We start from the raw sequence: 25,349 nt of genomic DNA on the forward strand, positions 1-25,349 counted from the left end.
AGGAACAAAAACGGCACCGAGAAGGTGCCGTTTTACGTTCAGCAAATCTAGAAACCGAGTCGGTCACGCAGGCTGTAATACCATGCGCCCAGCGCGGTCAGCGGGGTGCGCAGCAGCTGTCCGCCGGGGAACGGGTAGTGGGGCAGGTCGGCGAACGCATCGAAGCGCTCTGCCTGACCGCGCAGCGCCTCGGCCAGTACCTTGCCGGCCAGGTGGGTGTAGGTCACACCGTGTCCGCTGCATCCCTGCGAGTAATAGATGTTGTCGCCCAGTCGTCCGACCTGGGGCAGACGAGACAGGGTCAGCAGGAAGTTGCCGGTCCACGCGTAGTCGATCTTCACGTTCTTGAGTTGCGGGAACGCCTTGAGCATTTTTGGCCGGATGATGGCTTCGATATTGGCAGGATCTCTGGCACCATACACCACGCCGCCGCCGAAGATCAGGCGCTTGTCGGCGCTGAGGCGGTAGTAATCCAGCAGGTAATTACAGTCTTCGACGCAGTAATCCTGCGGCAGAAGTGTCTTGGCCAGTTCATCGCTCAACGGCTCGGTGGTGATGACCTGAGTGCCGCACGGCATCGACTTGGCCGCCAGCTCCGGGACCAGACTGCCCAGGTAGGCATTGCCGGCCACGATAATGAACTTGGCCCGGACCCTGCCTTGCGCCGTATGCACCACAGGGTTTGCCCCGCGCTCGATACGAATGGCCGCTGATTGCTCGTAGATCGTGCCACCCAGTGTTTCAACGGCCGCCGCTTCACCCAGCGCCAGGTTGAGGGGATGAATATGTCCACCGGTCATATCCAGCAACCCGCCGATGTACTGATCACAAGCCACGACTTCATTGATCCGGCGCTTGTCCATCAACTCGAGGCCGGTGTGCCCATAGCGCTCCCAGAGCCGCTGCTGAGCTTCGAGATGCGCCAGTTGCTTGCTGGTCAGCGCTGCGAATACACCACCATCTTTCAGGTCGCACTGAATGCCGTAACGGGAAACCCTATCGCGGATGATGGATGCGCCTTCGAAGGCCATCTGCCCGAGCAACTGCGCCTGGCGTGGCCCCACGGTTCGCTCGATGACATCGATGTCGCGGCTGTAACTATTGACGATCTGCCCGCCATTACGCCCTGATGCGCCGAAGCCGACCTTGGCCGCTTCCAGCACCGTGACCCGAAATCCGTTTTCCAGCAGGAACAGCGCGCTGGACAAGCCTGTGTAACCCGCTCCGATGACACACACGTCAGTTTCGACTTCGCCCTGCAGCGCGGGACGTTCCGGGGCAGCATTGGCTGAAGCCGCATAGAAGGACTGCGGGTAGGGCGTGTTTGCCATCCTGAGACTCCGTTTAATATTCTTGACGATGGCGGCAATCGTACCCGAGATATAAAAGCTCTGCCAGCAGCAGGCGAAAAGAGTCGTTGCCTGTAGTTTGGCAAAAAACGCTGTATTTCATAGGGTTAGCAAAAAAACAGATTGACAGGTATTCGCATATCCGTAGAATGCCGACCCACAGCAGGCACGTAGCTCAGTTGGTTAGAGCACCACCTTGACATGGTGGGGGTCGTTGGTTCGAGTCCAATCGCGCCTACCAGACAAAATCCGCTCTGCTGGGCGGTATCAAAAGGGTCAGCCGAGAGGCTGGCCCTTTTTTGTTTTGCCAATGATCGAGTAAACGCGCGTGTTGAGCAGTCCTCCTTGAATGCTCATGCGATCCTGTCTAAGCGTGCCTTCGTACTCAAATCCGACCCGCTCGGCGAGTCTCTGGCTGGCTTTGTATCTGCCTTGCATAGTTTCCAGTCCGGCGTCGGGGGCGGGCCCAGGATGTCTTGAATCATAATGACGATTCCGTCACTTCTCAGCCTTGCATAGCGATTCGTGATAGCGGGCCCGTCTTCGGAGGCAGCGTTGCTTTCATTGTCGCTCTGAACCGGGCCTGATCCGTTATCAACCACCAGTGCGGCCACGTCATCGTCCATGATTTTTTCTCCTGAGTGATGCATAGGTCGACGCCTATGACACTAGCAAGCGTTATTAGGGCTGGATGATGAGTGATACTGGTAAATATGCTAGGTAAGGTTTCAAAAGGTGGGTGAACACAAGAAGGCCGCACGATCAGCGTGCCGGTAAGGCGAAAGGAATCCGATGTCGCGTGATCACTGGCAGGAGCCTTAAAAAATTCACGTATTCAGAGAGTTACTGCAAAAAAGCGTTTGACAGGCAATCGAATATCCGTAGAATGCCGACCCACAGCAGGCACGTAGCTCAGTTGGTTAGAGCACCACCTTGACATGGTGGGGGTCGTTGGTTCGAGTCCAATCGCGCCTACCAAACAAAATCCGCTCTGCTGGGCGGTAAAAAAAGGGTCAACCGAAAGGTTGGCCCTTTTTTGTTGTGCTTGCGTTACCCGTAGAAAGTGCCAGCTCTCGTGCCAATGCGAGCATTGGCACGAGAGCGTGAGCAGCTTCAGGGAATCAGGCGGTCACGACGCAGCTTTTCAAACACGTCGAAGAACGCATCGTCACTGGCCTGAAATGCCGTGAAGCCCAGTTTGCGGCTCTTCGACATGTCAGTGACTACTTCAATCGGACGGCCGAGATCGGCATCGCTGTGCCATGGCGAAATCAGGCGGTTGATGTCACTTTCCTTGAGCTGATGCTCGCGAACAATGTCATCCCAGATTGCTTGATCGTTGGCCATCTGCGTTTCCAGCGGGGCTGGCTCGCTCGGGAAATCGGCTGGCTGCAAGCCGAAGTATTCGGCGATCTGTCCCCACATCCAGCTCCAGCGGAACACATCGCCGTTGGTGATGTTGAACGCCTGATTGGCCGCTGCAGGTGTGGTCGCGGCCCACAGTTGCTGGCGGGCCAGCTGCCGCGCATCGGTCATGTCGGTCAGGCTGTCCCACTGCACACGGGAGCCCGGGAACACGAAAGGTCGGCCCGTGGCTTTACAGATCGAGGCGTAAACGGCCAGAGTCGTCGCCATGTTCATCGCGTTGCCGACGGCGACACCGGTCACGGTGTGCGGACGATGGACGCTCCAGGTAAAGCCATCCTTCTCTGCGGCAGCGAAGACTTCGTCTTCCTGAGCGTAGTAAAAGTTCTCGATATCGAGGCGCGCCTGCGATTCCCTGAACGGCGTTTGCGGCAGGGTGCCTTTGCCATACGCTTCAAACGGGCCGAGGTAATGCTTGAGGCCGGTCACCAGCGCGACATGCTTGACACTGCCTGCGGGCCGCACAGCGTCCAGCACGTTACGCACCATCGCGGCATTGACTCGGATGTTTTCTGCTTCAGTGGCCTGACGCGACCATGTCGTGATGAAAACGTGGGTGGGCTTTAAATCAGCCAGAGCCACACGTACGGACTCCGGGTTCTGCAGGTCTGCAGCAACCGGGATCACGCCGGGCCGCGCTGACGGGCTACGGGAGAGGGCGGCAACCTGCCAATCGTTTTCCAGTAACAACTGCGTGATTGCGCTGCCGACAATGCCACTTGCGCCAACAACCAGGGCGGTCTGAGTCATAGGGGTCTCCTGAGACGGGGAAGAAAGTAATGAACCGTCTGCTGTCTCAGAACAGAATCAGGCCATACCGTTCAACCCGATTGTCCCGATTACCCCGTCACGTGGCTCCGTGCACCGGAAACGTCTTCGGACTCGTTGGCATATGACTTGACGATGGTTTTGGTCGCACTGCTGGCTTTCAGGTCGTCAAGTTTCTGCGGCGCAAGCCATTTGCAGGCGGCAATTTCGTTCTGCGGCGATGGCTCGCTGGAGGCTGGAACCTGAGCGGTAAAAACGTAGTGGGCCACTTGATCCTTCTCGTACACATCGAGGTACAGAAGATCAAGGTCGGCAAGCCCGGTTTCCTCGCACAGTTCACGCACTGCGGCCTGGAAGGGCGTTTCACCCGCTTCAATCCTGCCGCCGGGCAATGCCCAGCGGGATTTCGGTTTGCGCACGTAAAGGACCTGGCCGTCACGTTTGCAGATGACTGTCGCGCGTTGTTTCATAATCCGTTCACCTGTTAAACGTCCGTTGACATGAGTATCTGCAAGGACTGCGTGAACTTGAGACTCAAAGACAGTCAGTGGTAGTCACCAAAATGTAATAAATAGTTCATTTTGGCGGGTGCGCCGCTCAGGTCTTAGCGTGAAACAGCCAGAGCGAGACGCACAGCAGGCGGGTTGCCGAGGTCTGCAACCCGTTTGCTGCATTAGAGTATGGACATCAGTGGGCGGTTAGCCGCGTTCGGTTCACCGGGGGCGACGTACGGCATGTCCGTGCGCTCAGCCTTCCCTGGCTGTTGGCTGCACGTCAGGCAGCGTTCGAGTCGGCAGCCGCTTCCTGCTTGAGGCTGTCCATGTCGATGACAAAGCGATACTTGACGTCGCCCTTGAGCATCCGCTCATAAGCCTCGTTGATGTCCTGCATGTTGATCATTTCGATGTCGGAAACGATGCCGTGCTCGGCGCAGAAATCCAGCATTTCCTGGGTTTCCTGAATGCCTCCGATCAACGAGCCAGCCAGGCTGCGACGTTTGAAGATCAGGTTGAACACCGCTGGTGAGGGATGCGGTTCTGCCGGCGCGCCGACCAGTGTCATGGTGCCGTCGCGCTTGAGAAGAGACAGAAAGGCGTCCAGATCATGCGGCGCTGCGACCGTGTTGAGGATAAAGTCCAGGCTGTTGGCCTGAGCGGCCATCTGTGCCGCGTCTTTGGATACGACTACTTCGTCGGCGCCCAGGCGCAAGCCATCTTCTCGCTTGTTGGGGGAGGTCGTGAACAGCACAACATGTGCGCCCATGGCGTGGGCAATCTTGACGCCCATGTGGCCGAGACCGCCAAGCCCGACAATGCCGACTTTCTTGCCCGGGCCGACCTTCCAGTGGCGCAAGGGGGAATAGGTGGTGATACCCGCGCACAACAGCGGCGCTACGGCGGCCAGGTTGGCATCATGAGAGATGCGCAAGACGAACTTTTCCTTGACCACGATCTTGTCGGAGTAGCCGCCGAATGTGTTCTCGCCGCCAAATACCGGGCCATTGTAGGTGCCGGTGAAGCCGCTCTCGCAATATTGCTCGTCACCCTCGGCGCACGATGTACATTGCTGGCAGCTGTCGACCATGCAGCCGACGCCAGCCAGGTCGCCGACCTTGAATTGCTTGACGTCGGAGCCGACCGCCGTGACCCGGCCGACGATTTCGTGACCCGGAACAGAAGGATAGAGTGTGTTGTGCCACTCATTGCGCGCAGTGTGCAGGTCCGAGTGGCACACGCCGCAGTAAAGGATGTCGATCTGAACATCGTCAGCGCCGGGCGAGCGACGTTCGAATTGATGGGGTTTGAGTATGTCTTGGGCAGATTGCGCTGCGTAGCTGTACGTCTTGACCATTACTGTCACCTGTTCAATTGAATAAATGTAACGCCGTACGACAGCATAGCCGAGCCTCGCTGCGCGGCAATGCACCTGAATCTGACACATGAGGGAGCCGTGTAGTGCCCTGCGTCACACAAGCGTCATAGGGGAATACAAGGGTCTGCCAAAAAGGTATGAACTTTGCAACAATGCCTGACACGCTTGTAATCTCTGGTCATTATTTTAAGGATGACCGCCGTCGGCTCATGCATCTGGGTGTTTCCATGACAGTCTCACTTCTGGCCACGGGCCTTTGCCCAAGCGTAGCGTGCACCTCACGTACTCCCGGCAGCGCCTTGGCAGCCAACCGCGACCGATTCTCCTGTCACGCGTCTATCGAAGCACTCATCAGCGCCGCACGCGAGCAGATAGCGGATATTGCCTGGGCTGCCTACGCCGCTGGCGAACTGAAATGCCTGCTCGGACAGGGCGACAACACCGTTGTCTGGCCAGCACACATCGCGGCTGAAGACTTCGAAGCGTATTGCGCTCAATTGCAGCTGCATTGCCGGGTCGCAGGGCAGGGCGAAGGCGTGCTGGGCTGGGTGTTGGCACCGATGGCCGACAAAGACCACCCCCTGCTGGTGGATCTGGCCGCCAGACTGGGCTCGCTGTTGCAGACCGCCGCGTTGATCCGCGCGCAGAACACTCAGCGGGTTCTGTATGAAATCAGCCTGCTGGCCAGCTCCACGCTGGACCGCGGCGCTTTTCTGCAAGGCATTCATGAGCAATTGGGGGCGCTGATCGATGCCGAGAACTTCTACGTTGCGCTGTATGACCGGCAAAGCGGCAAGATCACGTACCCTTATTACATTGACCGTTTCGATGACGAAGCGATGGCTCACGAGACGTTCGAGTTTATCGACGCTGACCGGATGTCGCTGACCGGGTATGTCTTGAGCAGCGGGCAGCCTTTGTTTCTCGATGCCGCCTGCATCGAACTGGCCAAAGCCGAGAACCGCTTTTACTGCGTCGGACGTCTGCCCGAGTTCTGGATGGGCGCGCCCTTGAAAAATGCATCGGATGAAGTCTTCGGCATGGTCGCGATGCAGGTTTACGATGTGTCTCGTGTCTACAGTGCCCAGGATCGTGCATTGTTCGCCGTCGTGTCGCGCCATGTGGCGATGGCACTGGACCGGCAGTTGCGCCGAACTGACCTGGAACAGGTGGTAGCCCTGCGCACGCAACAACTTTCTGCAGCCAATGACGCGTTGCGTCAGGAAGTCAGGGATCGCGAGCGTGCCGAGCATCTGCAGAGTGCCCTGTTCCAGATTGCCGAGCTTTCCAGTCAGCCCGGCGACATGAACGAGCTTTTCCGCAGCCTGCACATGATCGTCGGCGAGCTGCTGGTGGCGCTCAATTTCTACATCGCGCTTTACGACAGCGCGACGGGCGAAGTGACCTTTCCGTATTACATTGACGAGTTCAAGCCCACGCCGCCGCGTTCACGACGCGGGCAGCGAGGGTTTACCGAGTATGTGATAGGCCAGCGGCGACCGTGCCTGATCGATTACGATGAAGCCCGCAGGCTGGAAAGCCTTGGCGAGATCGAGGTCCAGCGACAATCCGGTCGTTGTTCTTCATGGCTGGGCATTCCGCTGTTCGACGGCGGACAGGTTCGCGGCGTGCTGGTGGTGCAGAGTTATTCCAAGGACGTCAGCTATACCTTGCGCGATCAGGAACTGCTCACCTTTGTTTCTCGTCACATCGATACGGCACTGTCCCGGCGCAGCGCGGCAGACGCGATCCATACCGCCAATGTTTTGCTTGAAGCCAGGGTTCGAGACAGGACCCGTGAGCTGGATCGGGCCAACGCCAGACTGCAGCACGAAAACTCCCACGACTCGCTGACCGGGCTGCCCAATCGCAGCCATTTGCAATATCGCCTGAGGCATGCCTGGCAGGACTTCTGCCGCGATGGCCAGCAACTGATCGTCATGTTCATCGATCTGGATCGCTTCAAGATGATCAATGACAGCCTTGGCCATCACTGCGGCGACATCCTTCTGGTGCAGGCCGCCGAGCGTTTGCGCAGTTGCATGCGCGAAAAGGACCTGTTGGCGCGGCTGGGCGGTGACGAGTTCGCCGTGTTGAGCATCGACACGCCGTTGCAGACCGGCACGGAGATTGCCCAGCGAATACTGACGGCGTTCGAGCAGCCGTTCGTGATCGATGATCACACGGTTTTTTCTTCCTGCAGTATCGGTGTGGTGGGCGCCGACAGCCGCTTCCATCAGGAGCCGGCTGACCTGCTGCGCGATGCCGATACCGCCATGTACCGGGTCAAGAATGGCGGCCGGGACAGCTTCGCGGTGTTCAATCAGGCGTTGCGTCGCGAGGTATCGGATCAGGTCGAGCAGGAGGGCGCCTTGCGCACGGCGCTGAAACGTACGGATCAGTTGATTCCCTATTTTCAGCCGGTGATTTGCGTCAATAGCGGAAAGTTGCTCGCGTTCGAGGCGCTGATCCGCTGGTGCATGCCGGATGGGCGAGTCGTCGGGCCAGAGAGCTTTCTACCTGCGCTAGAGGGGCTGCGTCTGATTGGCCGTCTGGACTTTTACATGCTCAAGCGTGTGGTTGCCATTCTGGCGCAACCCGAAAACGGTCATTGGCCACCCGTGCATGTGAACTGTTCGAGTTACAGCATCACCCGTCCGGCATTCGCGGCGGAAGTGCTGGCGATGCTTGCCGAACACAATGTTGCGCCCGAGCGTCTGTGCCTGGAGCTCACCGAAGGCGCACTGGTGGCCGATCCCGAGCAGGCACGCCTGTCAATGAAGCTTCTGGCCGAGCACGGCATGTCGGTCATGCTCGACGATTTCGGCGCGGGCTTCTCTTCGCTCAGCTACGTGCACCAGTACCATTTCAGCGGATTGAAAATCGACAAGTCGTTTATCTTCGGCCTGGCTTCCAGTGTACGCAGCCGCGCGATTGTGCGTGCCATCGTGCGCATGGCCGAATCCCTTGATCTGACCGTGGTTGCCGAAGGGGTCGAGGACCGTGAAACCCTTGAGCTGCTGCGTGAGATTGGCGCCACACAGGCGCAGGGCTACTACTTTTCCGAGCCGCTGCCGATTGAGCTATTGAATATCAACACCGGCCGTGCGGCAGGCTGAAGCTCGGCCAATGCTTGCCGCAGGCGGCCGGATGCATCCGTTTTTTGACGCGATCTGTATGCCCTGTTTTTATTTAATCTTTAAAATCAACAGGTTAATTATTTGTAGGGCAGTTGGCACTGGACTTGCTGTTGAACCTGCGCAACAGGTTCATCAGGAGGTGAGAGATGATTATTGGCACGAGTGCGCTTGAGCAGCTTGTTTCCCGAGCTGTCGTCGGGCGCAAGACCGTAGACGAGGTGTCCCAGGACGCCTTCAGCTCGGTCGCTGCCGCTGGCCTGACATCAGGTTCGGCACCGGTTACCGCGCAGACCAGCAGTTCGACATCGCAGGACAGCAAGCAGGACAACAGTGGTTACAACGAATCCTTTGCACGGATGATGATCAACCTGAAATCCGCCGGTGATACGTCACTGTCGGAAAAGACGGCTGACCGTGACAATGGTGTCATCGGTTCAGTGGCTGGTACCACCAGCACCACTGACACGGCATCGACGGATTCGGTACAACAGAAATTCATGGACTCTCTGAAGCAGACAGCCGAAGAGAAAGTGCGCGAAAAGCTGACGGGCATCACCCAGAAAGACTATGACGCCATGGCACCTCAGGACCAACTGGCCATTGACCAGAAGGTTCAGGACGCGCTCAAGGACAAGCAGAACGACGTTGCGGATGACATCAACACCCGCATCAGAGGTATCAAGGCCGGTATGGTGGCCTGATGTTTGTTCGGCGACTTTGATGACCTTTTCGTGAACAAGCGAAGCGTCGCCCGGCTCACTCTCACCTAGGGAATGCTTTCCGATGGAGTTAAGTATCGATACTTTCTCCCTTCAGACATGCATTTAATGGGTGGGAGTGAGCCGGGCGACGCTTCGCTTGCTCACGAAGACTACCGTCCATACACCGCAGTTGATGCGGGTGTATGGAGGTAGTATTCAAGCCCTCTCACCCCAATTGATGCCTGTACGGCAAATCCGGCCCGACCTTTGTGCAGGTCAGCGCGGCCGCGCCGACGGCAAAATTCAGCATCTCGTCCAGTGTTTCCCGTGACAGCGTTGACAAGCCTTGCGGCGTATCGAGCTGGCGTTCACTGAGGAAGGTCAGCAGCGCGGCCTGAAAAGTATCCCCGGCCCCGACGGTATCGGCGGTGGCCACGGTTTTTGCCGGCACCGACCAGGTACCGTGCTGACGGGTGAAGACGCTGGCGCCTTGCGTGCCGCGGGTGACGATGACCAGTTGTGTACGCTTGCCGAGCCAGCCTTCGGCAATCTTTTGTGGGTCGCTGTCCGGGTACAACAGGTGCAGGTCTTCGTCGCTGACCTTGATCAGGTGCGCATGCTCGGCGAATGCTGCGACCTGGCTGCGCCAGCGCTGAATGTCCGGTGCCGGGTTGAGGCGCACATTGGGGTCCAGCGAGATCAGGCGGGTGCTGCTTTCACGGGCTACCAGCGCCAGCAGCGTGTCGGCAATCGGCTGCACCACCAGTGAAAACGAGCCGACGTGAATGCCGCGTACCTGCCCGTCGAGTTGCGGCAGGTGTTCCAGGCGCAACTGGCGGTCCGCGCAGCCATCGCCTCGAAAGCTGTAAGTTGGCGATCCATCGCTGCCCACGGCGACCATGGCCAGTGTAGTGGGTGCGTCGAATTCGATCAGGTGATCGGTATTCACGGTTTCCTTTTCCAGCACGGCACGCAGCCGACGGCCCAGGTAATCGGTGGACAGCCCGGCCAGGAAGCTCGCTTCCACACCCAGGCGGCGCAGGCCGATCGCAACGTTGAACGGAGAGCCACCGGCAATCGCATCAAACCCCAATCTGTTCAGGGAACCGCTGTCATCAGCGCGGGTGAAAATGTCGAACAGTGCTTCGCCACAAACCAGAAACATAAGTGCTCCATGAAAAAACGGTTCAAACCTTGCGCAGTTGCGCCTGATAACGCTGATAGACCTGCTGATAGGCGGCCACATTATGCACCACGGGGTGCGTCTCACTGCTTTGATCGAGACTTACGCAGCGTTCGCACAGTTGCTGCAGCTCCTGAACCTTGCCGTTGGCGTGCGACCAGCACCAGGCCGCCTGAATGGCAGCGCCCAGCGCAGCGGCTTCCGAGTGGTCGGTGCAGATCACCGGGGTGTTCATGATGTCAGCTACGATCTGCCGCCACACGGCACTTTTCGAGCCTCCGCCGATCAGGCGGATCTTCTCGCTTTTGATACCGCTGTCGCGCAGCAGATCGAGACCGTAGCGAAGGCCGAAGGTGGTGCCTTCGACCACCGCGCGGGACAGGTTGGCCTGGTTCAGATTGGTGCTGTCCAGCCCGACGATGCTGCCGGTAGCGTCGGGCAGGGCGGGCACGCGTTCGCCATTCAGAAAGGGCAGCATCAGTACGCCTTCGGCACCGATCGGCGCCTGGGCGACCGCTTGGTTGAAGCCGGCGATGTCGAGGGCGAACAGCTCGCGAATGGCGGTCGTCGCGTTGGTCAGGTTCATCGTGCAGATCAGCGGCAACCAGCCGCCGGAGGATGAGCAGAAGGTCGCGACCGATTCATGCTCGCTGACCCGTGCCTCATCGGCATAGGCATACACCGTACCGGAAGAGCCGAGGCTCATGGTGATCAGCCCCGGCTGGATATTGCCCGTGCCAATCGCGCCCATCATGTTGTCGCCGCCACCACTGGACACCAGAGCGTCAGGGTTCAGGCTCAGCAATCGGGCAACTTCAGGACGCAGCACGCCGACCGGTTCGTGGGCTTGCAACAGCTGCGGAAGTGCCTTGCCCAACCGGCCGCTCGGGTCGATGTGCGCAAGCAATGGCAGGTCCCACTCGCGAGTGCGCACGTTGAAGTAGCCGGTGCCCGACGCGTCGCCAAACTCGGTGCAGCAGCGACCGGTCAGCCAATAGTTGAGGTAGTCGTGGGGCAGCAACACTTTGTCGATCCGCTCGAACAGCTGCGGGAACTGCTCCTTGGTCCACAACAGTTTGGACACGGTATAGCCTGGGGCGATGACCAGGCCAAGGCGTTGCAGCGACCCCTGCGCGCCTCCCAGGTCGTCCAGCAGGCGCTGGTTTTCCGGTGCCGACTCGGTGTCACACCACAGCTTGGCCGGGCGCAGTACCTCGCCGTGGGCATCGAGCAGCACCAGGCCGTGTTGCTGGCCTGACACACCGATGCCCTGGATCTGCTGTCCGGAAACGCCCGACGCTGCCAATGCCTCGCGGGTCGCCTTTTGCAGCGCGTCCAGCCATTGCTGCACGTCCTGTTCACGGCGGCCGTTATGGTCGCTGATCAGGCTGTGCGGCGCCGAGCCTTCACCCAGCACGTTGCCGCTTTCGGTATCGAGCACCAACACCTTGGTGCCCTGGGTCCCGCAATCGATTCCAAGAAACATGGGAAGTCCCTCAGGCCCTGGCGGTCAAAAGTTTTTCCAGTGTGCCACTCACACCCAGCGTGCGCAGATCATTGAGGTTCTGCTCGAAAGCCGCCACGAAGGCTGCGGATTTCGGAATGGCCGAGCCAAATATTTCTTCCACCGCCAACAAGCGCTCGGCAATGAGCGCGTCATCAGCCACCAGCGCCTGGCAGAACTCGGCACGCGGGTCAGGAATCCTGTAGGTTGTGCCGTTCTCGTCAACACCCTTCAGGTACAGCGCCCATGCGGCGACTACCAGTGAGGCACGCTCGAGATTGCCCTGATCGACGATCAGACGATTGATCGTCGGAATGGTGAACTTGGGAAATTTCGACGAACCGTCCGAGCAGACCCGTTCCAGCTGGTCGGCAATCGCCTGGTTGGAAAAACGCTCGATCAGGGTGTCTTTGTAACCTTCCAGGTCGATGCCTGGCACCGACGCCAGTTGCGGGGTGACGTCGAGGTCCATGTAGGCGCGGATATAGCTCACGAACAGCGGGTCATTCATGGTTTCGTGTACAAAACGATAACCTTTGAGGAAGCCCAGGTAGGTCAGTGCCAGATGACTGCCGTTGAGCAGTTTGATTTTCATCTCTTCATAGGGCGTCACGTCATCGGTGAATTGCACGCCGACTTTCTCCCATGCCGGGCGACCATTGACGAACTTGTCTTCCAGCACCCACTGCACGAACGGTTCGCAGACCACCGGCCAGGCGTCGTCGATGTGTTTATCGTCTGCCAGTTGCAGACGGTGGGCTGCGCTGGTCATCGGTGTGATACGGTCGACCATCGCGTTGGGAAAGCTGACGTTTGCCTTGATCCAGTCGTGCAGCTCGGCATCGCGCAACGTGGCAAATGCCAGCAATGCCTTGCGTGTCACTGCGCCGTTGTGTGGCAGGTTATCGCAGGACATCAGGGTAAAGGCCGGCGTGCTTTGCGCCCGGCGCCGCGCCAGCGCGGCGCAGAGGAAGCCGAATACCGTCTTTGGCTGATCCGGATTCGCCAGGTCGTGCTGGATCTGCGGCAGATGGGCCATGAACTGACCGTTGCTGTCGTCAATGCAGTAACCGCCTTCGGTGATGGTCAGCGAGACGATGCGGATGTCCGGGCTGGCAAGCTTGTCGATCAGCGCCTGCGGACTGTCATCGGCCAGCAGCATGCCGCTGATCGAGGCAATGATGCGGGTTTGGGTATCGGGTGTGTCACCCAGTTCATACAGCGTGTACAGGTAGTCCTGTTGTGCCAGAGCGTCGCGCACGGCCTTGTCTTCAGGACGCAGGCCCACGCCGCAGATGCTCCACTCGAAGCCTTCGCCGCTGTTCATCAGCGCATCGGTGTAAAACGCCTGATGCGCACGATGGAAGCCGCCGACGCCGATATGGGCAATGCCCTGGCGAGTGCTGTCGACGGTGTAGGCGGGCAGGGCAATGTCGGCGTCCAGTCGGGACAGATTGTTTTTGTTCAGTTTCATGAGGGGCTCTCCGGAACTCAGGCGGCGGCAGTCTGCAAGGCTTTGGCAATCACCAGACCTTGAGCGTCGAACAGGTGGCAGTGGGCACTGTCGAGATGCAGGTTCAGCGTTTCGCCGTACTGGCTGGCCAGATCACCACGAATACGCATGGTCAGCGCCTCGCCCGAACGGGTGCGCACGTGACAGTACGTGTCGCTGCCAAGACGTTCGCTGACATCGGCAATCACCTGCAACTGGCAATCCTCACTCTGGGCAAGGTTCAGGTGTTCCGGGCGGATGCCCAGCGTCACAGCGGCGCCAACGCTTTGTCCTGCGCCATTGACTGGCAGGCTGATACGCGTTCCGGCATCCAGCTCGACTTCGCAACTGCTGCTGTCCGCCCGGCTGATCCTGCCCTTGAGGAAGCCCATTTTCGGCGTGCCGAGGAAGCCGGCAACGAACAGGTTGGCCGGGTGGTGATACAACTCGAGCGGCGAGCCGACCTGCTCGACCTTGCCGCCATTGAGGACGACAACCTTGTCGGCCAGGGTCATGGCTTCCACCTGATCATGCGTCACGTAGATCATGGTGGCCTGCAACTCTTTATGCAGGCGCGACAACTCCAGGCGGGTCTGCACGCGCAGCGCGGCGTCGAGGTTGGACAGCGGCTCGTCGAACAGGAAAATCTTCGGGTTGCGCACAATGGCCCGGCCAATCGCGACACGCTGACGTTGTCCGCCGGACAGCTGCTTGGGCTTGCGCTCCAGCAGTGGTCCGAGCTCCAGAATACGTGCGGCTTCATCGACCTTCTTCTTGATCTCGGCCTTGTCACCGCCCGCCAGGTCCAGCGCAAACGACAGGTTCTTGCCGACGGTCATGTGCGGATACAGCGCATAGGTCTGGAACACCATGGCCAGGTCACGCTTGGCCGGGGTCACCTGAGTGATGTCCCTGCCATCGAGCTCGATGGTTCCCGATGTCACTTCCTCGAGCCCGGCGATCAGCCGCAGCAGGGTGGATTTGCCGCAGCCCGAAGGCCCGACGAAGACCACGAACTCGCGGTCTTTCACGTCCAGGTCGATGCCCTTGATGATCTGGTGACCGTCAAAGCCTTTTTGCAGATTGCGGATGCTCAGATTAGCCATGTTGGACTCCTTCTTGTTCTTTGGGCCGGGCTATTTGACAGCGCCGAACGACAGGCCGCGAACCAGTTGTTTCTGACTGATCCAGCCGAAAATCAGAATGGGCGCGCAGGCCAGGGTCGAGACCGCTGAAAGCTTGGCCCAGAACAACCCTTCGGGGCTGGAGTAGGAAGCGATCAAGGCAGTCAACGGGGCCGCGGCGGACGAGGTGAGGTTCAGCGACCAGAACGCTTCGTTCCAGCACAGGATCAGCGATAGCAACGCGGTGGACGCCAGGCCGCCCTTGCAGATCGGCATCAGCACGCGAAAGATTTCCTGGCGGGTGCTGGCCCCGTCCAGCCGCGAGGCCTCGAGGATCTCGCCGGGGATATCCTTGAAGTAGGTGTAAATCATCCAGACCACGATCGGCAGGTTGATCAGCGTATAGATGATGATCAGTGCCAGACGCGAATCCAGCAGGCCAAAGGTCTTGGCCAGCAGATAGATCGGCATCAGCACGCCCACCGGCGGCAGCATCTTGGTAGACAGCATCCACAGTAGCGTGCCTTTGGTGCGCTTGGTCTCGAAAAACGCCATGGAATATGCCGCAGGAATCGCGATCAGCATCGCCAGTACCGTCGCGCTGAAGGAAATCAGCACCGAGTTCCAGGCAAAATGGAAGTAATCGCTGCGCTCCTGAATGTGCAGGTAGTTTTCCAGCGTCGGGGTGAAGAACAGCTGTGGCGGTGTCGCGAACGCATCGATCTCGGTTTTGAAGCTGGTCAGGACCATCCAGAAGATCGGAAAGAACACCAGCGCAGCGATGATCCAGGACAGGGCCCCGAGCAGCAGGCTTTGCAGACGGCGTGATTGTTTGAGGGTCATCATGGCAAGGTCCTCATGACTTGTCGGTGAGGTTTTTGCCGATCATCCGGATCAGGATGATCGCCGCGATGTTGGCTATGACCACTGCAATCAGGCCGCCCGCCGAGGCCATGCCGACGTCGAACTGCAGCAGCGCCTGGATGTAGATCAGGTAAGCCAGGTTGGTCGAGGCAAAGCCCGGCCCGCCATTGGTCGTGGTGAAGATTTCAGCGAATACCGAAAGCAGGAAGATCGTTTCTATCATTACCACCACGGCAATCGGACGTGCCAGGTGCGGCAGGGTCAGGTGCCAGAAGATTGCCAGGGGACCTGCGCCGTCCAGCCGCGCCGCTTCTTTCTGCTCTTGATCGAGCGACTGCATGGCGGTCATCAGGATCAGGATCGCGAACGGCAGCCATTGCCAGGAGACGATGATAATGATCGACAGCATCGGGTAATGGGCGAACCAGTCGATGGGTTGCGCGCCGAAGAACTTCCAGACCGCCGCGAGTACGCCGGACACCGGGTGGAAAATCAGGTTTTTCCAGATCAGCGCACTGACCGTGGGCATGATGAAGAACGGCGAGATCAACAGCACACGGACGATGCCACGACCGAAAAACTCACTGGCTTCCAGCAGCGCCGAAATCAGCACGCCGAAGATCACGCTGATCGCCAGCACACTGCCGACCAGCAGTAAGGTATTGCCGGCACCCGGCAAAAAGCCGCTGTCGGTCACGAAGTACTGGAAGTTTTCCAGGCCGACGAATTCGTTTTCGCCAGGGGAGAGCAGGTTGTAGCGGATCAGCGAGAAATAAATGGTCATGCCCAGCGGCACGATCATCCACACCAACAGAAGCGCCACCGAAGGACTGACCAGAAACCAGCCCGGCTTGAATCGACGGCTTTTGAGCGGTTGCTGTTCGCCGGACAAGTCCGTGCGTTCAGGGGAGGCTGAGGTATTCATGGGGAGCTCCGAACCGGATTGCACCAGAGTTGTTGCGCAGTTGAGCGGCAGGGCGAAAGCATCGGCTTTCGCCCTGGTGCGTGACGGTTACTTTTTCGGGTAACCCGCTCGTTTCATGTCGCGCGCGGTAGCGGTTTGCGCATTCTGCAAGGCTTGATCCACAGTGGACTGACCTATGAGTGCTGCGGAGAACTGCTGACCGACGCTGGTGCCGATGGCCTGGAACTCGGGAATGGTGACCAGTTGAATGCCGACGTAAGGCACGGGCTTGAGGGTTGGCGACTTGGGATCGACCTTCTTCAACGACTCAAGCGTGATGTTGGCAAACGGTGCTGCCTTTTTGTACTCGTCGGTGTAGGTCGAGGCGCGGGTGCCCGGCGGTACGTTGGACACGCCGTCGGTATCGGCAACCAGTTTGGCGTACTCTTTCGAGGTGGCCCACTGGGTGAACTCGGCAGCGTCCTTGGTGTTCTTGGCGCTGGTCGGGATCGCCAGCGACCACGAGTACAGCCACGACGAGCCCTTGTCGGTCACCTCATGCGGGGCGTAGGTGAAGCCGACGCTGTCGGCCACTTTGCTCTGCTTCTTGTCGGTCACGAATGAACCGGCAACGCTGGCGTCGACCCAGATGGCGCACTTGCCGCTGTTGAACAGCGCAAGGTTCTCGTTGAAACCGTTGCTGGAGGCGCCCGGCGGCCCGGACTGCTTCATGGTGTTGACGTAGAAGTTCAGCGCATTCTTCCACTCTGGCTGATCGAACTGTGGCGTCCACTTCTCATCGAACCAGCGTCCGCCAAAGGCGTTGGCCAGCGTGGTGATCAGCGCCATGTTCTCGCCCCAGCCAGCCTTGCCGCGCAGGCAGAGACCGTACTGTTCCTTGGATTTGTCGGTCAGTTTGCCGGCGAACTCGGCGATCTGCGTCCAGGTAGGGCGCTCTGGCATGGTCAGGCCGGCCGCCTTGAACAGGTCGGTGCGGTAGTAAGTGATCGAAGCTTCAGCATAGAACGGCAGGGCGAACAGTTTGCCGTCCACCGACAGGCCGTCACGCACGGAAGGGAACACATCGTCCAGCTCGTAACTGGCAGGCAGGTCTTTCATTTCCTGCAACCAGCCTTTCTGACCCCAGAGTGAGGCTTCGTACATGCCGATGGTCAGCACGTCGAACTGGCCGCCCTTGGTGGCGATGTCGGTGGTCAGTCGCTGGCGCAGGACGTTCTCTTCCAGCACGACCCAGTTGAGCTTGATGTCGGGGTGCTGTTCTTCGAAGGTCTTGGAGAGGCGCTGCATGCGAATCATGTCACTGTTGTTGACCGTGGCGATGGTCACGGTCCCCGCTGTGGCACTGCCACTGAACACGAAACAGGTACTGAGGACGGAACTGGCGAGCAGAAGTTTTGCTGAGTTCTTCATTGATCACTCCTCTTCCACGCCCAAAGGACTGTAGAAGGATGGTTATTGTTTTTTTCTCTTCCGGAGGTGAGGAAGATGTGCACTGATTACACCGGCGTTCGGTCTGAAAGACAAATCCTGCGCCGCACTCTGACTGATACTTTTTTGCACTCGGGTGCGAAAAGCCAACAGCGCCGAATCGCCCATAGGACGGCTTCGACGCATCTTCAGCGTAGACGATGAGGGCGAGAGCGGGGCGAATCAGTACAGGTTTTGTTCGGTCAGACGCTGAACGGCGAGGCGGCGGTAGTGCGACGGGGTCATGCCCTTGAGTTGCTGAAAGCGCCGATTGAAATTGGAAATATTGTTGAATCCGGACTCGAAGCACACATCGGTGACCGGTTTGTCGCCGTCGGCAAGCAGTTCACACGATTTGCTGATGCGCAGCCGATTGACGAACTCCACGAAGCAGCGCCCGGTAGCCTGTTTGAACACCCGGGAAAAATAGGTCGGCTTCATGCCCAGATACTCGGCGACTTCCTCCAGCGGCAGCTCGCGGCCATAGTGGGTGAAGATATAATCCACCGCCCGGTTGGTGCGATCCACACTGTGCTCGTCCGCCGTGTGGGCCACCGCCGTGCCTGACAGCAGCTGGTAGTCGTCGCTGGCGGCCAGCAGCTCGAGCAGGATGAAGAAGTGGCCCAGGCGAGTGATGCCTCGTGAGTCGGCGATCTTCTGCATTTGCTTCATGGCCTGACGAATCGTGCGTTTGCAGCGAAATTCGATGCCGTAGCGGGCGCGCTCCAGTAAAGGCGTCAGGGTCTTGAGTTCGGCAAACACCTGATTGCCGCTTTCCAGCAGCTCGTCGGTAAAGTTGACCAGCATGTCGCGCTTGGGCACCACCTCGCCATCGTCGATCTGGCTGATCCAGTTATGCGGCAGGTTGGGGCCGGTGAGAAACAGGCTGGCAGGATTGAAATTGCCGATGTAGTCGCCGACAAACACCTTGCCAGAGCTGGCGACAATCAGGTGCAGCTCATATTCCTTGTGGAAGTGCCAGCGCACCAGCGGGCAGGGGAAACCATGCTCGCGGTAGATGATCGACAGACCGTTGTGGTCGTCCATCAATTCGTAGGAAGGGTCGGCGATTCTTGTTGTTTTATTCATTGGCGATGTCATGTTCATCCGTTGCCAAAAGAGTAATGTGCCTGATTTTTCAGTTCAATGCCCGGTCGTTGGCAAAAATCACCTACGATCAGGCTCCTGCACAGTGGAGGCGTTGCCCGATGAAACAGATCCTGCTGATCGGTATGGGGGCCGGTGATCCCGAGCAGATCACCCTGCAGGCTGTCGCGGCACTGAACCGTGCAGAGGTGATCTTTATCCTCGACAAGGGGTACGTCGACGATCAGTTGCTGAGGCTGCGCAAAGAGCTCTGTCAGCGCTATATCACTCATGAACGCTACCGTCTGGTGCAAGTTCAGGATCCTCGACGTGAAGATGATCCGCAGGCCTACGAGCGCGGCATCGAGGGTTGGCACGAACAGCGCGCAATACTCTTCGAGCGGTTGTTGACCGATGAGCTTGGTGTGGATCAGGTCGGCGCGTTTCTGGTCTGGGGCGACCCGTCGCTCTACGACAGCACAATGCGCATCCTTGATCAGGTCCTGGCGCGGCGCAACGAGGTATTCGAGTATCAGGTGATTCCCGGTATCACCAGCGTCCAGAGCCTGGTCGCGCGGCACCGGATCCCGCTCAATCGCATCGGCGAGTCGATTCTTATCACCACCGGCCGACGCATGGCGACAGCTCCGCTGGAGCACCTCGGCAACGTCGTGGTGATGCTCGACGCGCACTGCACATTCGAGCGTTATGTGGGGCAGGGGCTGGACATCTATTGGGGCGCGTATCTGGGCACACCGGACGAAATACTGGTGTCGGGCCGGCTCGATGAGGTCTGCGAGCAAATCAGGCGGCTGCGCAGCGAGGCACGCGAGCGCAAGGGGTGGATCATGGATACCTATTTGCTACGCAAACCGGCCTAAGCCGGTTTTTCATCCTTGTTGCGATTCTTCGCTTCGATCCACTGCGCCATGTATTTGGTGCTCTTGTGGTGATGATGCCGCAGCATGGCGCCGGTGAAGTTCGCCAGACGATGCTCCACGAGTCCGTTGCGAAGGGTCTCGATGCGCTCGATCAGGGTCGCACAGTGTTGCCGATGCTGGAAGCGCGCTTGCAGTAACGCCTGACCCGCATGTTGCGCTTCAAGCCAGAGGTTCTGCTCCTGATAAAGCCTGACCGCAGCGTCAGCGATGTCGGCTGGCTTATCGGCAATGATGCCGGGCCACGGCAGCCCGCCGCTCATGGCTTCCGCACCCACCGGGGTGGTGACTGATGGCGTTCCGCAGAGCATCGCGTCCATCAGCTTGCCTTTGATACCAGCCCCGAAACGCAATGGCGCGAGGCACACTCGCGCATTGGACATGACCTCCAGCGCATCCTCGGCCCAGTGCTTCACATGAAAGCCCTGAGCGGCGTTGTGCAGCGCCGCTGCCTTGGGTGGTGTATAGGCACCGTAGATGTGCAGCTGGGCTTCGGGCAGTTGTTGACGGATCAGCGGCCAGATAGTGGTTTTCATCCACAGCACCGCATCCCAGTTGGGCGCATGACGGAAGTTGCCGATACTGAGGAAGTGTGCACGCTGTGCAAAAGGCCGGAAGCTGTCGGGCGCGCCGTCGATCATCAGCGGACACCAGTGCAGCAGCGTCTCGGGCAGGCCGAAAGGGCCGCTCAGCAGTGCAATTTCGACATCGGACGTCATCAGGTTGAGGTCGCAGCGATATAGCGAAGCGATTTCGCGCTGCGCCAGATCACTGGACGCTATCTGCCGGAAAAGCTGCGGCGCTGAAATGTCCACACTGCCCGGCGCAGCCTCGGGGCAATCGCTGTTCAGCGCGTCCTTCAACAACTGATGGCGGGCGTGGCGCAGGCTCTGGAAATCCGAGGTCTCCAGAATTCGCAGCGCGTCAGGACACTGCTGCTCGACACGCCAGCCGAACTGCTCTTCGATCATGAACTGATCGAAGAGCACCACGTCAGGCTGCAATTCGCTGACAAACACGTCAAAACTGCTGTCGTTGAGCGCAATGTGCACTTCGTGGATGCCCAGGCCGAGCAGATCGGCGCGGTGCTCGCCTTCAGTGGCAGGGCTGGCAAAGGTGATCTGCCAATCCTGCTCCAGAAAGCATTGAATCAATTGCATCATGTGCCCGCTCGCGGCCGAGGAGCGCGGTTCTGGCCACACGTAGCCGATGATCAATAGGCGGGTGCTGACAGGCTTGTCGGTACGGTTGAAGACTGCGTCGATGTCAGTCAAGGCTGTTCCCGAGAATGCTTTTTACCTTGTCACGCAACTGGTCGATGGAGAACGGCTTGCCGATCGAGTGCATGCCTGGCGGCACGTCGATATTTTCGGAGTAACCGCTGGCGAACAGCACCGGCAATTGCGGGCGAAGTTCGATGACCTTTTTGGCCAGTGCGGTGCCCTTCATGTCAGGCAGCCCCTGGTCAGTCATCAACAAGTCGATGTGATTGGAATCGTCTGCAACAAAGGTCAGTGCCGACGTAGCGTCCTCGGCTTCCAGTACCTTGTATTCCAGCTCCTCGAGCACGTCGACAATCAGCATGCGCACAATGGCGTCGTCTTCGACCACGAGAATGGTGCGGGCTGTGTCGGGCATGGTTGACTCCTTAAACCTGAATAATGGCGATGGTGCAGACAGTGTGGAATTTTACGCATCCTTTCCCGTCAACTCAGGGTAACCGAGCGAGGGCCTGTCCGCGGTTGATACAGTCCCTGTATCAGTAAATAAAAACCGGGTGGAAGTTCAATCGAGGCACAAATACCGTAAATCGACAGGGCGGCTCACGGGTTGGCGTCATTAATGAATACAGGCGTGAGCTTATCGCGCATTTATGTGTGAAATTTCAATCCTCTATGTCAGAAATAAGAGTGTTTTTCGTAGGTTTACGGCAAACTCTACGGTTTTGATCCACTCGTCAGGGATATTTCATGAATCGGACGTCTGTTGTCGATGAACAACGCTTTCGAAAATTGCTGGGGCGTAACGTTGGCTTGCCCCTGGGCGTCGGTGTATTGAGCGCAGTTTTCTTCATTCTGCTGATCAGTTATCTGCTCACTGCAATACAGTGGGTCGAGCACACTGACCGGGTGATCAACAACACCAACCGCTCAATGAAACTGTCGATAGACATGGAAACCGGCATGCGCGGTTTCCTGCTCACCGGTGATCAGCATTTTCTCGATCCCTATGAAGTCGCCAAGCCGCTGTTGCTCGCCGAGTTGCAGGGGCTGGAGGAACTGGTAGAAGACAACCCCACGCAACTGGATCGGTTCAGGCGTCTGGCCACGCTGCAACAGGAGTGGAATGCGTTCGCCCAGGAGATGATTACGTTGCGGCGCACCAACGCCGATTATCAGACGCCGGTGCTGGCCGGACGTGGCAAGCGAATTACCGATCAGATCCGCACCGAATACGATCAGGCCGTGGAAATGGAGCAGCAACTGCGCCTGACCCGCAATGCGGAAGTCACGCGCAGTACCATTCTTTCCGTCACCCTTTATCTGATATTCGTGGTGATTGTCAGCGCAATTCTGGCCTATATCGGTCGCCGGGATCTGATCTCGCTGTCGAACACTTACAGCGAAAACCTCAGACTGCAGGAAGTCAATGCCGAGCGACTGCAGAAGGTGGCCTGGCTGCGCAATGGTCAGAGCGAGCTGGCCGAGCAGGTCCTGGGGCAATTGACGCTGAACATGCTGGGCCGGAATATCCTCCAGTTTCTGACCCAATACCTGGGCGCGTCGGTGGCCGCTGTCTACATCCGCCAGGACCACGGCGGCCTCACGCGAGTTGCCTCGTATGGTTTCTCCCGCGAACAGGAGCAGCAGGATCAGACCATTCACAGTGACGAAGGCATTGTGGGGCAGGCAGCCCAGCAGGACCGCATCATTACGCTGGATGAACTGCCGGATAACTACTTCAAGGTCGCCTCCGGCCTGGGCGATGGCTCGCCGCGCAGCGTGGTGGTGGTGCCGACCAGCAATGACGATCAGGTCAACGGCGTGATCGAACTGGGCTTTCTGCGCACCCTGACCGAGCGCGATATCGAGTTTCTTGAGCTGGTGGCGGACAACATCGGTACGTCCATCGAAGCCGCCCGTTATCGCCAGCGTCTGCAGGAGGTGCTGGCCGAGACCCAGCAGCTCAACGAAGAACTGCAGGTGCAGCAGGAAGAACTGCGTACGGCCAACGAAGAGCTGGAGGAGCAATCGCGCATCCTCAAGGAGTCCCAGGTCCATCTGGAGACCCAGCAGGCTGAGCTGGAGCAGACCAACGAGCAACTCGCCGACCAGAGTCAGGCACTGGCCGAGCAGCGCGATGCGCTGGATCGCAACAATGAAGAACTGAATATTGCTCAGGCCGAGTTGCAGGCGCGGGCAGACGAACTGCAGCGCGCCAGCAAGTACAAGTCCGAGTTCCTCGCCAATATGTCCCACGAGCTGCGCACGCCGCTCAACAGCTCACTGATCCTCGCCAAACTGCTGGCCGAGAACCCGGGCGAGAACCTGACCGCCGAACAGGTCAAGTTTGCCGAGTCGATCTATTCGGCGGGCAATGACCTGCTGAATCTGATCAACGACATTCTGGATATTTCCAAGGTCGAGGCCGGCAAGCTGGAAGTGCGCCCGGAAAACAGCAGCGTTCCCCGACTGGTCGAAGGTCTGCGGACGCTCTTCCAGCCGCTGGCCGCCGAGAAGAAGCTCGCGTTTACTGTCGACATCCAGGCCGGTGCGCCTACCATGCTGTTCACGGATCGCCAGCGTCTTGAGCAGATCCTCAAGAACCTGCTGTCCAACGCGATCAAGTTCACTGAAGCAGGCTCGGTCAGCATGGTGGTTTCGCGTCATCCGGGCGCGGGTATCGCGTTCATCGTGCGTGATTCGGGCATCGGCATCGCCGAGGAGCACCAGCAGGGCATTTTTGAAGCGTTCCGTCAGGCAGACGGCACCACCAACCGGCGTTATGGTGGCACCGGATTGGGTTTGTCGATTTCGCGTGATCTGGCGGCATTGCTGGGCGGATCGATCAGTGTGACCAGCGCACCGGGGCAGGGCAGTATTTTCAGCCTCGTGCTGCCGGAGCAATACGTCGAACAGGACGGCCGCGAGCCGGACAGCGATCTGCTCATCTCACCAGCGCCTGCTGCGCTGCCGCTGTCTGTGGCTGCGCTTCCGGTCATCCCGCAGCCGGTACCGGCACCCGTGCCGATGGATACGCCGGTGCCGGTATTTGCCGACGACCGGGACAAGGCGCCCTTCGAGCGTCGTTGCATCCTGGTGATCGAAGACGAAGTGCGATTCGCCCAGATTCTCTACGACCTGGCCCACGAGCTGGGCTACGACTGTCTGGTCGCGCATGCTGCTGACGATGGCTTCAACCTGGCGTCCCGCTACACGCCCGATGCCATTCTGCTGGACATGCGCCTGCCGGATCATTCGGGCCTGACCGTGCTGCAGCGTCTCAAGGAGCTGGCGCCCACCCGGCACATTCCCGTACACGTGATCTCGGTCGAGGATCGCCAGGAAGCCGCCTTGCACATGGGCGCGATTGGCTACGCGGTCAAGCCGACCACGCGTGAAGAGCTCAAGGACGTGTTCGCCAAGCTGGAAGCCAAGCTGACGCAGAAGGTCAAACGTATCCTGCTGGTCGAAGACGATGCGTTGCAGCGTGACAGCATCGCGCGCCTGATCGGTGATGACGATATTGAAATCACTGCGGTAGGCTTTGCCCAGGAGGCGCTGGACCTGCTGCGCGATCATGTCTATGACTGCATGATCATTGATCTCAAGCTTCCGGACATGCTCGGCAATGAATTGCTCAAGCGCATGTCGATGGAGGACATCTGCGCCTTCCCGCCGGTGATTGTCTATACCGGCCGCAACATGACCCGCGATGAAGAAGCCGAGCTGATGAAGTATTCGCGCTCGATCATTATCAAGGGTGCGCGCTCGCCTGAAAGGCTGCTCGATGAGGTCACGCTGTTCCTGCACAAGGTCGAGTCGCAACTGTCCAACGAACGGCAAAAGATGCTCAAGACCGCACGTAGCCGTGACAAGGTCTTCGAGGCGCGCAAGATCCTCGTGGTCGACGACGATGTGCGCAATATCTTTGCGCTGACCAGCGCCCTTGAACATAAGGGTGCGGTCGTGGAAATCGCCCGCAATGGTCTGGAGGCGATTGCCAGGCTCAATGAGGTGGAAGACATCGATCTGGTCCTGATGGACGTGATGATGCCTGAAATGGATGGTTTTGAAGCGACCATCGAGATCCGCAAGGACCCGCGCTGGCGCAAGCTGCCGATCATCGCCGTCACGGCCAAGGCCATGAAGGATGATCAGGAGCGTTGTCTGCAGGCGGGTTCCAACGATTACCTGGCCAAGCCCATTGATCTGGATCGTCTGTTTTCGCTGATTCGCGTCTGGCTGCCGAAGATGGAGCGTATCTGAATGAGGCTTCAGTGGAGGGGCG

At 58.8% G+C, this 25,349-nt stretch carries 18 protein-coding genes and 2 tRNA genes; 6 read left to right on the top strand and 14 right to left on the bottom strand.

Going from position 1 to position 25,349, the window contains the following annotated elements; all coding sequences use genetic code 11:
• Positions 1 to 47 precede the first annotated feature (47 nt).
• Positions 48 to 1,331 (bottom strand): NAD(P)/FAD-dependent oxidoreductase, encoded by a 1,284-nt coding sequence (locus PI739_RS18290; RefSeq protein ID WP_003434170.1) that lies wholly within the window; start codon positions 1,329 to 1,331, stop codon positions 48 to 50.
• Between the two features lie 182 nt (positions 1,332 to 1,513).
• On the opposite strand from PI739_RS18290, the gene PI739_RS18295 reads away from it, so the two are divergent.
• Together PI739_RS18295 and PI739_RS18300 are read left to right on the top strand one after the other, a co-directional pair.
• Positions 1,514 to 1,590: transfer RNA gene (locus PI739_RS18295), tRNA-Val, on the top strand.
• 660 nt (positions 1,591 to 2,250) lie between these two features.
• A tRNA-Val gene (locus tag PI739_RS18300) sits at positions 2,251 to 2,327 on the top strand.
• Positions 2,328 to 2,462: 135 nt separating this feature from the next.
• Here PI739_RS18300 and PI739_RS18305 read toward each other — a convergent pair.
• The 3 genes from PI739_RS18305 to PI739_RS18315 all read right to left on the bottom strand — a co-directional run bounded on the left by PI739_RS18305 (position 2,463) and on the right by PI739_RS18315 (position 5,393).
• Positions 2,463 to 3,524, bottom strand: coding sequence for an SDR family oxidoreductase (locus PI739_RS18305; protein WP_003434169.1), 1,062 nt, complete (start codon positions 3,522 to 3,524; stop codon positions 2,463 to 2,465).
• An 89-nt stretch (positions 3,525 to 3,613) separates the two neighbouring features.
• Entirely contained in the window at positions 3,614 to 4,012 is a 399-nt protein-coding gene (locus tag PI739_RS18310; RefSeq protein WP_003369317.1) for an NUDIX hydrolase, read from the bottom strand.
• A 304-nt stretch (positions 4,013 to 4,316) separates the two neighbouring features.
• The gene (locus PI739_RS18315; RefSeq protein ID WP_003434168.1) at positions 4,317 to 5,393 is read right to left on the bottom strand and encodes an NAD(P)-dependent alcohol dehydrogenase; all 1,077 of its coding nucleotides are present in this window, start codon (positions 5,391 to 5,393) and stop codon (positions 4,317 to 4,319) included.
• A 230-nt stretch (positions 5,394 to 5,623) separates the two neighbouring features.
• Here PI739_RS18315 and PI739_RS18320 point away from each other — a divergent pair, with 230 nt between their 5' ends.
• Both PI739_RS18320 and PI739_RS18325 read left to right on the top strand, forming a co-directional pair.
• Positions 5,624 to 8,533, top strand: a complete 2,910-nt coding sequence (locus PI739_RS18320; protein ID WP_054081486.1) for a bifunctional diguanylate cyclase/phosphodiesterase — start codon at positions 5,624 to 5,626, stop codon at positions 8,531 to 8,533.
• A 167-nt stretch (positions 8,534 to 8,700) separates the two neighbouring features.
• On the top strand, positions 8,701 to 9,255 hold the full coding sequence (locus PI739_RS18325) for a hypothetical protein (protein WP_003369324.1): 555 nt from the start codon (positions 8,701 to 8,703) through the stop codon (positions 9,253 to 9,255).
• A 226-nt stretch (positions 9,256 to 9,481) separates the two neighbouring features.
• Here PI739_RS18325 and PI739_RS18330 read toward each other — a convergent pair whose 3' ends face one another.
• The 8 genes from PI739_RS18330 to PI739_RS18365 form a co-directional block, all read right to left on the bottom strand.
• Complete coding sequence (locus PI739_RS18330; protein WP_003369326.1) at positions 9,482 to 10,420, bottom strand: carbohydrate kinase family protein; 939 nt, start codon at positions 10,418 to 10,420, stop codon at positions 9,482 to 9,484.
• A 22-nt stretch (positions 10,421 to 10,442) separates the two neighbouring features.
• Entirely contained in the window at positions 10,443 to 11,924 is a 1,482-nt protein-coding gene (xylB, locus tag PI739_RS18335; RefSeq protein WP_271352082.1) for a xylulokinase, read from the bottom strand.
• A gap of 10 nt (positions 11,925 to 11,934) precedes the next feature.
• Positions 11,935 to 13,416 carry a mannitol dehydrogenase family protein gene (locus tag PI739_RS18340; protein WP_003434160.1) on the bottom strand — a complete coding sequence of 494 codons (1,482 nt, stop codon included), beginning with the start codon at positions 13,414 to 13,416 and terminating at the stop codon, positions 11,935 to 11,937.
• A 17-nt stretch (positions 13,417 to 13,433) separates the two neighbouring features.
• Positions 13,434 to 14,540, bottom strand: coding sequence for an ABC transporter ATP-binding protein (locus tag PI739_RS18345; protein ID WP_003434157.1), 1,107 nt, complete (start codon positions 14,538 to 14,540; stop codon positions 13,434 to 13,436).
• Positions 14,541 to 14,570: 30 nt separating this feature from the next.
• On the bottom strand, positions 14,571 to 15,404 hold the full coding sequence (locus PI739_RS18350; protein ID WP_003369336.1) for a carbohydrate ABC transporter permease: 834 nt from the start codon (positions 15,402 to 15,404) through the stop codon (positions 14,571 to 14,573).
• A 10-nt stretch (positions 15,405 to 15,414) separates the two neighbouring features.
• Positions 15,415 to 16,347, bottom strand: coding sequence for a carbohydrate ABC transporter permease (locus PI739_RS18355; RefSeq protein WP_003369337.1), 933 nt, complete (start codon positions 16,345 to 16,347; stop codon positions 15,415 to 15,417).
• 87 nt (positions 16,348 to 16,434) lie between these two features.
• Complete coding sequence (locus PI739_RS18360; RefSeq protein ID WP_003369339.1) at positions 16,435 to 17,757, bottom strand: ABC transporter substrate-binding protein; 1,323 nt, start codon at positions 17,755 to 17,757, stop codon at positions 16,435 to 16,437.
• Between the two features lie 240 nt (positions 17,758 to 17,997).
• A complete protein-coding gene (locus PI739_RS18365; protein ID WP_003434154.1) occupies positions 17,998 to 18,903 on the bottom strand; it encodes an AraC family transcriptional regulator in 906 nt (301 codons plus the stop codon).
• Positions 18,904 to 19,022: 119 nt separating this feature from the next.
• Between PI739_RS18365 and cobF the strand changes: the two genes are divergently transcribed.
• A complete protein-coding gene (gene cobF / locus PI739_RS18370; RefSeq protein ID WP_044308244.1) occupies positions 19,023 to 19,781 on the top strand; it encodes a precorrin-6A synthase (deacetylating) in 759 nt (252 codons plus the stop codon).
• On the opposite strand, the gene PI739_RS18375 is transcribed toward cobF, so the two are convergent.
• On the bottom strand, positions 19,778 to 21,112 hold the full coding sequence (locus PI739_RS18375) for a glycosyltransferase (RefSeq protein ID WP_058396980.1): 1,335 nt from the start codon (positions 21,110 to 21,112) through the stop codon (positions 19,778 to 19,780). The genes cobF and PI739_RS18375 overlap by 4 nt on opposite strands.
• Positions 21,105 to 21,476: a response regulator gene (locus tag PI739_RS18380; RefSeq protein ID WP_003369350.1), complete on the bottom strand. Its 372-nt coding sequence runs from the start codon at positions 21,474 to 21,476 to the stop codon at positions 21,105 to 21,107. The genes PI739_RS18375 and PI739_RS18380 overlap by 8 nt, the downstream gene beginning before the upstream one ends.
• Positions 21,477 to 21,808: 332 nt before the next feature.
• Here PI739_RS18380 and PI739_RS18385 point away from each other — a divergent pair, with 332 nt between their 5' ends.
• Positions 21,809 to 25,327 (top strand): response regulator, encoded by a 3,519-nt coding sequence (locus PI739_RS18385; RefSeq protein ID WP_096128049.1) that lies wholly within the window; start codon positions 21,809 to 21,811, stop codon positions 25,325 to 25,327.
• Positions 25,328 to 25,349: the final 22 nt, after the last annotated feature.

The organism is Pseudomonas cerasi (genome assembly GCF_027983475.1).
GTDB classification, from domain to species: Bacteria; Pseudomonadota; Gammaproteobacteria; order Pseudomonadales; family Pseudomonadaceae; genus Aquipseudomonas; species Aquipseudomonas cerasi.